The following is an 11,992-nucleotide window of genomic DNA, read 5'->3' as shown; positions in this document are numbered from 1 at the left end:
GCGCTAACGCTTACCGGGCTTGCTTAGGCCGGGTAAGCGTAGCGTCACCCGGCGCTTTTTACGCCTCTTCCACGCTCACACGCAGTGCTGCCAGCGCTTTACGTGCCGCTTTCAGCACCTGCTCGCACTGCTCAATCGTCAGCGTCAGCGGCGGTTCAATACGGATGGTTTTCGAGTTGTTGAGCGTTCCGGCCACCAGTACCCGCTGGCGGAACATCTCGCTCGCGAAGCTATAGCCGATTTCGTTGTCGACAAACTCAATCGCCATCAATAACCCTCTGCCGCGTGCATCCTGCACCAGATCCGGATATTCCCGGCCCAGCTGGCGGAAGCCATCCAGCAGCATGTCGCCTTTCTGCTCTGCCTGCGCAGGCAGGTTTTGTTCCAGCAGCACGTTGATGGTCGCCAGCGCGGCCGCACAGGCCAGCGGGTTACCGCCAAAGGTCGTGGTATGCAGGAACGGGTTGTCGAACAGCACCGAGAATACCTCCTCGGTGGCTACCGTAGCACCAATCGGCATCACGCCGCCGCCGAGCGCTTTCGCCAGACACAGAATGTCTGGCTGAACGTTCTCGTGCTCGCAGGCAAACATCTTGCCGGTGCGTCCCATCCCGGTCTGGACTTCGTCGAGGATCAGCAGGGCGCCAAACTCATCGCACAGCTGACGCACGGCAGGCAAATAGCCCTGCGGAGGCAGGATCACGCCGCCTTCGCCCTGAATCGGCTCCAGTATCACCGCCGCCACGTCATCGCCGGTTTTACGGCATTCACTCAGCGCGGTGCGCATGGCGTTAATGTCGCCGAACGGCACGTGGCGGAAGCCCGGCAGCAGCGGCATAAACGGCTTGCGGAAGGTGGATTTAGCGGTCGCCGACAGTGCGCCCAGGGATTTACCGTGGAACGCGCCGCTGGTGGCAATGAAGGTGAATTTCCCACGCGGCGACTGGTACGCTTTGGCGAGTTTAATCGCCGCTTCGACCGATTCCGTGCCGCTGTTACTAAAGAAGCTGTATTTCAGTTTGCCGGGCGTTAAGGCCGCCAGCGTTTTCGCGAGCATGGCGCGAAGCGGGTCGAGCAGTTCCTGGCTATGGAGAGGTTGTTTCGCAAGTTGATTCTGTACGGCGGAAACCACAACTGGATTACGGTGCCCCACGTTGAAGATACCAAAACCACCAAGGCAATCGATAAACTCCTGTCCCTGGGTGTCGACAAGCGTGTTCAGACTTCCCGCTTGCCACTCTACGGCTCCGTAATCCCCGCCGGCGGTAACAGATTTGCGATACTCCAGAAATCCTGGATTGACGTGCTCTTTAAAGTAATCGATGACCTCTCGGTTAAGTTGTTTCATCTCCTCATGATCGAGCGTTTGCTTCTCTATGAGATTCAATGCGTGCGCGGTACAGGCAAGAGCCGAGGCGCTGGAAGGTAACCTGTTCAAAATATGCTCCCGGGGATCGCGTATCACATGATACTGGTTTAAGTATTGCAGGGATTACGCCACTTCAGAGGACTTAACGAAAATCGGGATAAACGCTAGGTTAAAATAATGTTGCACAATATTTAATCATGCCGATACAACCGAAACGGGATTTAGCGATAAGGCACAGCACGTGCAGGACGGGGCATAAAAGCGCAATTGCACGAAAGGAGTGCAATGCATGCCACTTAAGCGGGCGTTAACAGGTCATGCTTTGCAGGTAATTTCCAAGAGAAAGTATTTCAAATCAATGAATTATAAATTCTCACAAAAAGTGCGGTTTAAGTGAAATCTGCGATCTCCATCAAGTTTAACAACTAAAGATAAATTGGTTACCGCCGAAAAAACAATTACCCACAAATTTAACATTCAAATAACCTGCAAGGGATGCTCACAATGTCCTCTCCAACCTATGTCACCCAGAATGAATATCCTCTGGACGATGACACCACCTTAATGTCTACCACAGACATCCACAGCTACATTACCCACGCCAACGACACGTTTGTGCAGGTGAGCGGTTACCCGCTTGATGAGCTGACGGGCCAGCCGCACAATATGGTGCGCCACCCTGATATGCCAAAAGCCGCCTTTGCCGATATGTGGTACACCCTGCAACAGGGGGAACCGTGGAGCGGGATTGTCAAAAATCGGCGCAAAAACGGTGACCACTACTGGGTGCGCGCGAATGCGGTGCCAATGGTGCGTCACGGGAAGGTGACGGGCTATATGTCGATCCGCACCAAAGCCACGGCGGAAGAGATAGCCACCGTGGAGCCGCTCTACCGCGCGCTGAATGACGGCAGCTGTAAGAAACGTATTCATAAAGGACTGGTGGTGGGAAAGGGCTGGCTGGGTAAACTGCCGGCCATGCCGCTGCGCTGGCGGGTGCGTAGCGTAATGGCGGTGCTTTTTGCCGTCCTCGCCGCCACGCTGGTCGCCACCTCCGCAGGGTGGATGCCGCTCGTTGCGGCTGCTGTGGTCATGCTTCTGGGGACGCTGCTGTTTGAGCAACAGATTGTGCGTCCGGTCGAAAACGTGGCGCGACAGGCGCTGAGGGTGGCTACCGGGGAGCGCAACAGCGTGCAGCATCTGAACCGCAGTGACGAGCTGGGACTGACCCTGCGCGCGATAGGCCAGCTTGGGCTGATGTGCCGCTGGTTGATCAACGACGTCTCGAGCCAGGTGGTGAGCGTGCGTGACGGCAGCGACAGGCTGGCCCGGGGTAATGAAGATCTGAACGATCGTACGCGTCAGACGGTAGCGAATGTGCAGCAGACCGTCGCAACGATGAACCAGATGGCCGCGTCCGTGCAGAGCAACTCTGAAACTGCCGCCGAGGTGGATAAACTCTCCGTTGCCGCGAGCAGTGCGGCGACGAAGGGCGGCAATGCGATGCAGACCGTGGTCAAAACCATGGATGACATCGCCGACAGCACGCAGCGAATTGGCTCGATTACCTCCCTGATAAACGACATCGCTTTCCAGACCAATATCCTGGCGCTCAATGCGGCAGTTGAAGCGGCACGGGCGGGTGAGCAGGGGAAAGGGTTTGCCGTGGTCGCGGGCGAAGTCCGCCATCTCGCCAGCCGCAGCGCCAGTGCGGCTAACGATATTCGTAAACTCATCGATGCCAGCGCCAGCAAAGTGCAGTCCGGCTCCGAGCAGGTGCACGCCGCCGGCCGCACGATGGATGACATTGTCGAGCAGGTGAAAAACGTGACGCAGCTTATCGCTCAGATCAGTCACTCCACCTCCGAGCAGGCCACCGGGCTCTCAGAATTAACCCGTGCGGTGGCCGAGCTGGACAGCATCACGCAGAAAAATGCCGACCTGGTCGAGGAGAGCGCGCACATTTCTGCCATGGTGAAACACCGTGCCGGGCGTCTGAAGGATGCGGTAACCGTGCTCCATTGAGTCAGTAAAGTTCCGGAAAAGCCGTTTATTCCGTAAGGAATAAACGGCTTTTTTATGGCTGCTTGTGACTATTAATGTGCTTTATTGTTAATATAATATTAAATAACTAAAAAAAGTTCCTCAGTTATTTATTCCTGCCTAAGTCAGTTTTCCATGATGCTGTTTTGCAAAACACGCTTCTGGTGGTCTGGTAACGATCGATGAGACGAAATTAATAGCCTCTGCCTATCCATTGTGATGGTTATGAAATAAAAAAACGATCAAAGTCATAAAGTTAGCGAATTCGTTACCGATAACAGCGATCGTCTGAGAAATAATCACATCGATGGAGTAAATATGTTCTTACATGACGTAAAGATCGGCACGAAATTATTTCTGGCGTTTGGTTTCTTTATTGTCCTGATGGCAATCAGCGCGAGCCTGTCTCTGCTGAGTCTGAACCGGGCAAATAATGGGATGCAATCCATTATTACCCGTGATTATCCGACCACGGTAAAAGCGAACCAGTTAATCGATAACTTCCAGGAATTTATTAGCACTCAACAGCTGATGCTGCTGGACGAGCAGGGCACTTACACGGGGCAATCTCAGCAGCACCTGAAAGAGATCAGCGAGCACATCACGGTGATCCTGGGCGAGCTGAACAACGCGTTGCAGGATGAAAAGTCTCAGCAGGTGCTGGCAGATATCCGCAGCGTGCGCCAGCAGTATCTGGACTCGCGCTATCGCATCCTGCAGGCGGTGCAGAACAACAATCGTGCGGGTGCCATTCAAGAGATGATGACCACCACCCTTGCCGTGCAGCAGGCTTATAAAGCGAAGGTGAAGGAGCTGATTGCCATTCAAAACAGCGAGATGCAGAGTGCAGGCGCGCAGGTAGAAGGGGATTTCAGGTCTAACCGACTGCTGCTGATCCTCATCACCCTCTTTAGCGTCGCGGCAGGCAGCCTGATCGGCTGGTTTATCGTGCGCACTATCACCCGTCCGCTCGGCGAGGCGGTGAATTTTGCGAAGGCCATTTCAGAGGGCGATCTGACGGGCAGCATCACGCCGCACGGCAAAGACGAAACGGGCTTACTGCTGCATGCGTTGATGGAGATGAAAAACCGTCTGCTGGACATTGTGCAGCAGGTGCAAACCGGCTCGGAGAATATCTCCAGCGCAGCCGCGCAGATCGTTGCGGGTAACCAGGATCTCGCCGCGCGCACGGAAGAGCAGGCAAGTTCCGTTGAACAGACAGCAGCCTCGATGGAGCAGATCACCGCGACGGTGAAAAACACCGCCTCGCACACTGGCGAAGCGACCAACCTCTCGGCAGATGCTGCCACGGTGGTCAAAAACAACGGTGAGATGATGAAGCAGGTGACCAGCAAAATGCGCCTGATTAACGAGACGTCGAACCGGATGTCCGACATTATCGACCTGATCGACGCCATTGCTTTCCAGACCAACATTCTGGCGCTGAACGCGGCCGTGGAAGCAGCGCGCGCCGGTGAGCACGGTCGTGGCTTTGCGGTGGTGGCCGGTGAGGTGCGCCAGCTTGCCCAGAAGAGCGCGTCGTCGGCCAGCGAAATCCGTGAGCTGATTGAGAGCTCCACCAGTCAGACCCAGGACGGCATGAACCTGGTGGAAAAAGCGAGCGCACTGATCAACGGGATGGTGGGCAACGTGGAAGAGATGGACGTCATCCTGCGTGAGATCCGCCAGGCCAGCCATGAGCAGACGGAAGGGATCTCGCAGATTAACAGCGCGATTGGCCTGATTGATGCCACCACCCAGCAGAACTCCGCGCTGGTGGAGGAGTCCGTCGCCGCGGCGGCATCGCTTAACGAACAGGCGATGCACCTGAAAGAGCTGGTACGCGTCTTCCGCGTGAGCGAACACGCTCCGGCTTAATCCAGCTGGGAGATCTCGAGCGCCGCGCGGTCAATGACGCCGATAATCTGCTTAAGCTGCGCGTCGCTGAGCTCTCCCTGATTCACCTTCAGGTCTAACACCGCTTTAAAGTTATCCAGCGCCCGCTTCATCTGCGGGTTTTTGCGCAGCTGGAAGCCGACAGAACGCGCTTTGATGCGTGCCTGTATGTGCTCAAGCTGTTCCTGGTTCTCATCCAGCCACTGCTGGCCCGTCACGGTAATCGCAATTCGCTTTCTGCCGTTCTCTTCTTCCGTAATGGTGATAAAGGTCTGATCCTGCAGATAATCCAGCGTCGGGTAGATCACCCCAGGGCTCGGGGTGTAATTACCCTGGGTCAGGTTCTCAATCTCTTTGATCAGCTCATAGCCGTGGCTCGCATTGCGGGTCAGGATATCCAGAATCACCAGCCGCAGATCGCCGTGGCCGAAAAAGCGCGGTCGGCGTCCGCCGCCATCATGTTCGTGTCGCATAGTAATTCCTTCAATTTGATATATCTAAACTATATCTAAGATATATTCAGATGCAATCTAAAAGATCTTGCTTTTTTACTGATTAGTAATCATTATCATTTAAAAATTAATTTAGATATATCGTATTCATCAGAGAAGGGGCTAAAAATGGCATCTACCCGTTACCCACAGCGTGTTCGTAATGACCTGCGTTTTCGCGAGCTGACGGTGCTCCGCGTGGAACGCGTGAGCGCGGGTTTCCAGCGCGTTGTATTAGGTGGCGAGGCGCTGGAGGGGTTTAGCTCCCGCGGCTTCGACGACCACACCAAAGTCTTTTTCCCGGCACCGGGGGCGGTGTTTGTGCCGCCCGTGGTGACTGATGAAGGCATCGACTGGGGCGACGGCGTGCGTCCGCAGACGCGCGACTATACGCCGCTGTATGATGAGTCTCGCCATGAACTGGTGCTCGATTTCTTCATTCATGACGGCGGCATTGCCAGCAACTGGGCGGTTGAGGCGAAAGCGGGGGACACGTTGACCATTGGTGGGCCGCGCGGTTCGCTGGTGGTGCCGGAAGATTACGCCTGGCAACTGTACGTGTGTGATGAATCCGGTATGCCTGCGCTACGTCGACGCTTAGAGAGTCTTGCTAAACTGCCGGTTCGCCCAGAAATTCACGCGGTAGTAACGGTCGGGAACGACGCATATAAGGACTATCTGGCGCACCTGAGCGACGTCGACATCACCTGGGTAGTGGGCCACAGCGAGCAGGCGGTGGCGGATCGTCTGGCGGCGTTGACCGTTCCGGCGGAAGAGTACTTTATCTGGCTGACCGGGGAAGGAAAGGTAGTAAAAAGCCTGAGCCGTCAGTTTGACACTGACGCGATTGATCAACAGTTGGTGCGTGCCAGCGCCTACTGGCACGCTAAATAATCAGGCTGCTGAATCCATTTGCGCTTCGTTCACCTGGTGTTCGAGCGAGGCGCGAACCTCGTGCAGGGCTTTCTCCTGCTGAGCAAAGTACGCCTCCATATTGCTCAGCGACGACACCAGCAGCCAGGACTCTTCTTTCTCCAGCTCCGCCAGCTCGTTCACTAAGGTGTCGATTTGCTCGCGTACCTGCGCCATTTTTTTGCGGATACGTTCCAGATCGTTCAGCCTGTCGCTGGCCATCAGCGGCTCGAAGCCCTGCTGCAGGCGGGCGACCAGCGAGCGAATAGCCTTGACGTCGCCACGCTGTTTGGCCTGGTTGAGCTGCACCATCATCGCGTTGGCTTCCTCTTTCAGGTCGTCCGCCACCAGGTCCGGATGACAGAGTTTGCTCGCCTGTCGCCAGAGACGCTTGAGTTCGTTCTGATCTTCTTCAGAGAGGAGCTTCCCTTTGCGCAGCCGCATTTCGACATCGTGATGTTGCTCGCGATACTTCTCGTACTCTTCGTTGGCTTCGTCACGCGCCTGGCGAGCAGGCTCCTCTTCGCGCGTTAAGCCGCTCTCCAGCTCCAGCGCCTCGGCCAGCAAATTAGCAATCAAATTACTTTGCTGCTCCAGATGCTTGCGCGCTTCAGCCGCCTGCACGGAGTCGGCTGGCAGATCGCGCCAGCGCTGGGTGAGCGTCGCCAGCACCTCTACCGCCTGCGCCATATAGCGCTGGCAGCGACGGTAATCTTCCTCGCGACGACGCGCCTCCGCCTGCTGACGACGCAGGTTCAGCTCCGCCAGGGTTTTACGCAGAGCGAGGATCTGCTGCATCAGGGGACCCAGACGGGAGAAATAGAGATCGTTGAACTCATCAAGCTGCTGCACCCGCGCGTTGCGGCGATCGATGAGATCGCGCAGACGCTCTTCCAGCGCCTTCAGCTCCAGCTTGCTGGCTGCCACTTGCGGGTCGCGCCACGGGGTGATGGCGCGCTGGCCTTGCAGCCAGGCGGTAATGGCCCTGATGGCGGCGGTGTAGTTCTTCTGCTCAAGCGCCACGACGATTGCCTGTAGCTCATCGTCAAACGCTTCATTCTTCAGCCGTGTCAGCTGGCTCTGGATGATGTCGTCATCTTCCAGTTCAATGGCATTTTTAATGATTTCTAGCCGTTTGATCGGTGTGCTCATGATGCCTTTCGCTTTGGCGCTTAAGTATTTGAGTTAAGGGTAGTTGTGGGCAACGCTACAGGAAATAATACACACGGATGATGATCGGCGCGATGGGGGATTTCTTTAATGAGTGGTTGTGTCGCGCTCACTTTATCCGTGTCCTGCCCGCAAGCGAGCGCCCCCATTGGCGGCGAATGTTTACTAACCGCCCTCAGCTCACCTCGCTGTAAATCCCCACCACGCGACCCACCGTTTTTATCTCGTCGATACCGCATTCAAAGGGCACTTTGCCGCCCGCCACGTGGAGTTTTTTACCCGGAAGCAGCGTTAAGTCGCGGATGCTGGCGGTGCCTTCAATCTCAACCAGCCACACGCCGTCGGTTAACGATGCCTCTTTCTCGATAAAGTGCAGCTTACCTTCCGCCCGGACGGCGATGCCGCGCGCCAGTGGTTTACTAAAGAAAGTAGAATCAATACTCAAAGTGGTATTTTCTTCCAGTCTTCCATCACTGAGTGTGAATGTGGAGACTGACACAGGATCGCCCGGCGCGGGGTTACCTTCAAATTGCGCACCTTGTCCGGTCATCAGCCAGCGAAGGCTGGCGCCGGTATCCAGCACGCACTGAACCGCAAAGTCGTAAGAGATGGTACCGCGTGCGTAGCGGTTCTGAAGCGAACTGGCGGCGATATTAAAGTGGCGTGCCAGCTGAATTTTCTGCGTGAAACCATATACCTGACAGATTCTATCGAGTAACTCTTCATTATTCACTTGAGAATCTAAGATCAAAATATATTCCTTTGGGTGTTTACTAATACTCAATTGGGTATTAATATCATTGCAAATTCGAGCAATCAGCAGCAGACGTTGGCAAACAGAGACTATTGATTGCAGACATTATCAAAATGGGAATCATGCAGCATGGCATCTGAAATCGCAATCATCAAACGGCGGAAAAAACCGTGCTCTGCCCGTTTTCAGCACACTGGCGTGCGTGAATTTACGCGAGGGGAGATATGGCGATAGAGGCTGCCCGTGCAAGCGTTCCACTCAGCGTGGGGGCTCGTCTTAACGGGCTTAACCACATCGCAGAACTGCGTGCCCGATACGGGAACGATAGCGGAAAAGAGCTGGCACGGTTTATGGCAGAGATGCGCGATAAGCGCGATCCCTGTTTTGAGGAAAACGGCAGGGCGCTGGCCGCCATCTTTTTCCTGGCGAGATTACCCGTCGCCCGTCATGAGTGCGATATCAGTGAGCTGACGACAGAGGAGAAAAAGGCGCTGATTAATGCCATGAACCATTTTCGTGCTGTCGTGAGTTTATTTCCTGAACGGCTGACCATGCCGATATAACCCAACCACAAACCTAATGGCGTAAACCCGCCGGGCATTCTATTGCCTGAATTTAAGGAGAAGCGTGATGCGAAACAGTGAAAACCGCCCTTATCCGACCGGAAGTGAGGAACTGAAACGCCTGCTGGCGGAGGCAAAAACAGAGGAACGCTGCGCGCGAGCCCTCGCGGTCTCCCTGCGCCTGGAGGCGCTGGCAAGCCATATCTATAAAACCGGCATGAGCGGAGAAGACGTTGCCGAACTGCTGTGCCACGAGGCGGCTCGCTACGAACGTGAATCCCAGGAGCTGCACTGATGGCCGATTTTATCGATCTTGCGCAAGCGCGCGAGCAGGAAGACAGAGAGCGGCACATTAATAGCGCCCGCAGACGGCCCGCAACGCCCTCGCGTTTCCTTTGCGAGGACTGCGAGGCCCCGATACCGGAGGCGCGCCGAATGGCGGTGCCTGGTGTGGCCTTGTGCATCACCTGCCAGGAGATTGCGGAGATGAAAAATAAACATATCCGGGGAGGGTGAGTTGGCGACGTCATTTGCGTATCCGTGGAACGCTCCACGGTCGGCCATTGCCAGCCCTTACCTTTCCCATGCCCAGCATCAGCGCCGCGATCGTTTTTTCGCGGCGCTACGGGAGGCAAGGATTGCCCTCTCCCTGCAACCTGACTGCGTGCGTTTCGACGTCTGGCGCACGGTTGATGACCTTGAACAGCGTCAGGGCAGCCCGCAGGCCAATGCCTTTTTGGTCCGCTTCTGCAACAGGATGTTACCCCGTCTGCGGCTGGTCTCTGAACGCTATGCCTGCGCAGGCCTGCATGAAACGATCTCCAGGGCTGTGTTTGACGGCCATTTCGACACTCCGCTTCAGCAATATCTTGCCTCCCGCATGGTTGATCTGGTTGCACGCTTTAACCGACTTGCGGATATGTCCCGCGCGGATATCGACCTGCTGGCCGCAGATATCGCCAGCTTTATTCGCGGTGAGCTGGCGAATATAAATGATGCTGACCTGGGTGAATACCAGACGCTTTACGTCTGGTATCAGCGCGCCGGCCTGATCGCCCGGCAGTTTAAGGTGTCACCTCCACACTGGGAACGGGTGTCGAAGACGTTTTTCAACAAAGACGATGTTGCCGCAGCGGTGATCCGCCTGTTTTCAGAGACGTGGTGGCGCGGGCGATTGCGTCGGATTGCGTCTGCCTGGCGCGAGCATTTACAGATTGCCCTTGGCAACGTCAGCAAAACGAGAACGGCGTATGCGAGCAAGCGCTGCGTGACCGAATGGCGCGAGCAGAAGCGCCGCACCCGTGAATTTCTTAAGGGCATGGAACTCGAAGATGAAGAGGGCAACCGCATCAGCCTGATTGAAAAAATCGATACCTCGGTCGCTAACCCGGCGATACGTCGCTGTGAACTGATGACCCGCATTCGCGGGTTTGAAAATATCTGCCAGGCACTGGGCTATGTGGGCGAGTTCTATACCTTAACCGCGCCTTCGGCATATCACGCGACGGTGAAATCAGGCTACCCCAACGCGAAGTGGAACGGGGCCAGCCCGGCGGATACGCAAAGCTACTTCACCCGTCTGTGGGCGCGCATCCGCGCAAAGCTGCACCGTGAGGAGCGCCGAATTTTTGGTATCCGCGTTGCGGAACCTCATCACGACGGCACGCCCCACTGGCACATGCTGATGTTTATGCTGCCGGAAGATGTCGGGCACGTTCGCCAAATTATGAATGATTATGCCTGCCAGGAAGAGGCCACAGAACTGCGTAGCGAAAGTGCCAGAAAGGCACGTTTTCACGCGGAGGCGATCGATCCCCTGAAGGGCAGCGCGACCGGCTATGTTGCCAAATACATCTCAAAGAATATCGACGGCTTTGCGCTCGATGGTGAGACCGATTATGAAAGCGGTGGGCTGTTGAAGGAGACGGCTTCTGCTGTTTCAGCCTGGGCGGGACGCTGGCACATTCGCCAGTTTCAGTTTATCGGCGGGGCGCCGGTCACGGTCTATCGCGAGCTGCGCCGTCTGGCTGATAACGAGGCCGTGCGCGGTTTGAGCGTGGAGTTTGCCGCCGTCCATGAAGCTGCCGACGCTGGGGACTGGGCGGGTTACGTCACCGCGCAGGGCGGGCCATTTGTCCGTCGCGATGATTTACAGGTACGCACGCTGTATGCGCCGCGCGTCGGGTTTAACCAGTACGGCGAGGAAACGATCTGCATCCGCGGCGTGTACGACTCCGCCGTCGGCGCGGGCAGCCCGATTTTAACCCGGCTCACGCAGTGGAAAATTGTGCCGAAGCGGGCCGTGGATCGTCAGGATGTTCTCGTGCTCTCTCGGAGTTCTGTCAATAACTGTACGGTGAACGATCTCTCACAGCCCCTTAACCGGCGTGCGAGACGGGCATTAACCGAACGCATCAAACGCGTTCGGCCCGGCGCGAGAACCCCCGTTGTCTATGAGCGGGATCCACAGAACGGGATACCTGAGAGGGTGATTGACGAGATACGCCTCGCCACCGGGATCGTCATTAGCCGTGCCGAGGCGCTGCATCTTATGGCGGGCGGCGTCAGCCGCTTTCACACCAAATGGTGTCGAGGCGCAGCTGACGGAGCGCTATTTCCGGCAGCGTGTTCTTATCAGGAAAAGAGGCGGAAAATCCTTGAACGTATTGGGCATTTAACGGATCTGTTAACCCAGCGAGCATGCTAATCTCCATCGATATCATGTACATACCGTAAAGTGTTCTGATTTTTCGCTTCACTCTTTTTATGAATACGTGCTACTGTATGTTTATAC

General features: G+C 55.9%; 11 protein-coding genes. 7 read left to right on the top strand and 4 right to left on the bottom strand.

Going from position 1 to position 11,992, the window contains the following annotated elements:
- Positions 1-58: 58 nt before the first annotated feature.
- A complete protein-coding gene (gene ygjG / locus ABFI50_RS06030) occupies positions 59-1,438 on the bottom strand; it encodes a putrescine aminotransferase (RefSeq protein ID WP_023337828.1) in 1,380 nt (459 codons plus the stop codon).
- 435 nt (positions 1,439-1,873) lie between these two features.
- On the opposite strand from ygjG, the gene ABFI50_RS06025 reads away from it, so the two are divergent.
- Both ABFI50_RS06025 and ABFI50_RS06020 read left to right on the top strand, forming a co-directional pair.
- Entirely contained in the window at positions 1,874-3,394 is a 1,521-nt protein-coding gene (locus tag ABFI50_RS06025) for a PAS domain-containing methyl-accepting chemotaxis protein (RefSeq protein ID WP_023331345.1), read from the top strand.
- A gap of 336 nt (positions 3,395-3,730) precedes the next feature.
- The gene (locus ABFI50_RS06020) at positions 3,731-5,290 is read left to right on the top strand and encodes a methyl-accepting chemotaxis protein (RefSeq protein WP_176260252.1); all 1,560 of its coding nucleotides are present in this window, start codon (positions 3,731-3,733) and stop codon (positions 5,288-5,290) included.
- On the opposite strand, the gene ABFI50_RS06015 is transcribed toward ABFI50_RS06020, so the two are convergent.
- A complete protein-coding gene (locus tag ABFI50_RS06015) occupies positions 5,287-5,781 on the bottom strand; it encodes a PadR family transcriptional regulator (RefSeq protein WP_014885300.1) in 495 nt (164 codons plus the stop codon). The genes ABFI50_RS06020 and ABFI50_RS06015 overlap by 4 nt on opposite strands.
- 147 nt (positions 5,782-5,928) lie before the next feature.
- Here ABFI50_RS06015 and ABFI50_RS06010 point away from each other — a divergent pair, with 147 nt between their 5' ends.
- Positions 5,929-6,693, top strand: a complete 765-nt coding sequence (locus ABFI50_RS06010; RefSeq protein WP_023331344.1) for a siderophore-interacting protein — start codon at positions 5,929-5,931, stop codon at positions 6,691-6,693.
- On the opposite strand, the gene ABFI50_RS06005 is transcribed toward ABFI50_RS06010, so the two are convergent.
- Positions 6,694-7,863, bottom strand: a complete 1,170-nt coding sequence (locus tag ABFI50_RS06005; RefSeq protein WP_014885298.1) for a DNA repair ATPase — start codon at positions 7,861-7,863, stop codon at positions 6,694-6,696.
- Positions 7,864-8,056: 193 nt separating this feature from the next.
- A complete protein-coding gene (locus ABFI50_RS06000) occupies positions 8,057-8,632 on the bottom strand; it encodes a phage repressor protein CI (protein WP_047027413.1) in 576 nt (191 codons plus the stop codon).
- 227 nt (positions 8,633-8,859) lie between these two features.
- On the opposite strand from ABFI50_RS06000, the gene ABFI50_RS05995 reads away from it, so the two are divergent.
- The 4 genes from ABFI50_RS05995 (at position 8,860) to ABFI50_RS05980 (ending at position 11,905) form a co-directional block, all read left to right on the top strand.
- Positions 8,860-9,198: a DUF5347 domain-containing protein gene (locus ABFI50_RS05995; RefSeq protein ID WP_032635496.1), complete on the top strand. Its 339-nt coding sequence runs from the start codon at positions 8,860-8,862 to the stop codon at positions 9,196-9,198.
- A 67-nt stretch (positions 9,199-9,265) separates the two neighbouring features.
- Positions 9,266-9,493, top strand: a complete 228-nt coding sequence (locus ABFI50_RS05990) for a DUF2732 family protein (RefSeq protein WP_029741400.1) — start codon at positions 9,266-9,268, stop codon at positions 9,491-9,493.
- The gene (locus tag ABFI50_RS05985; RefSeq protein ID WP_047344543.1) at positions 9,493-9,714 is read left to right on the top strand and encodes a TraR/DksA family transcriptional regulator; all 222 of its coding nucleotides are present in this window, start codon (positions 9,493-9,495) and stop codon (positions 9,712-9,714) included. The genes ABFI50_RS05990 and ABFI50_RS05985 overlap by 1 nt, the downstream gene beginning before the upstream one ends.
- 1 nt (position 9,715) lies before the next feature.
- The gene (locus ABFI50_RS05980) at positions 9,716-11,905 is read left to right on the top strand and encodes a replication endonuclease (RefSeq protein ID WP_176260253.1); all 2,190 of its coding nucleotides are present in this window, start codon (positions 9,716-9,718) and stop codon (positions 11,903-11,905) included.
- The last annotated feature ends 87 nt before the right edge of the window (positions 11,906-11,992 follow it).

The organism is Enterobacter sp. HNDS-6 (assembly GCF_039850505.1).
Lineage (GTDB): Bacteria > Pseudomonadota > Gammaproteobacteria > Enterobacterales > Enterobacteriaceae > Enterobacter > Enterobacter kobei.
The sequence above is the reverse complement of the archived record's forward strand: the minus strand, read 5'-3'. Positions and strand labels throughout refer to the sequence as shown.

Excerpts from the sequence above, each read along its gene's own strand:
- ABFI50_RS05990 (WP_029741400.1), top strand. The coding sequence starts at position 9,266 with ATGCGAAACAGTGAAAACCGCCCTTATCCGACCGGAAGTGAGGAACTG.
- ABFI50_RS05995 (WP_032635496.1), top strand. The coding sequence starts at position 8,860 with ATGGCGATAGAGGCTGCCCGTGCAAGCGTTCCACTCAGCGTGGGGGCT.
- ABFI50_RS06025 (WP_023331345.1), top strand. The coding sequence starts at position 1,874 with ATGTCCTCTCCAACCTATGTCACCCAGAATGAATATCCTCTGGACGAT.
- ABFI50_RS06020 (WP_176260252.1), top strand. The coding sequence starts at position 3,731 with ATGTTCTTACATGACGTAAAGATCGGCACGAAATTATTTCTGGCGTTT.
- ABFI50_RS06015 (WP_014885300.1), bottom strand. The coding sequence starts at position 5,781 with ATGCGACACGAACATGATGGCGGCGGACGCCGACCGCGCTTTTTCGGC.
- ABFI50_RS05985 (WP_047344543.1), top strand. The coding sequence starts at position 9,493 with ATGGCCGATTTTATCGATCTTGCGCAAGCGCGCGAGCAGGAAGACAGA.
- ABFI50_RS06005 (WP_014885298.1), bottom strand. The coding sequence starts at position 7,863 with ATGAGCACACCGATCAAACGGCTAGAAATCATTAAAAATGCCATTGAA.
- ABFI50_RS06010 (WP_023331344.1), top strand. The coding sequence starts at position 5,929 with ATGGCATCTACCCGTTACCCACAGCGTGTTCGTAATGACCTGCGTTTT.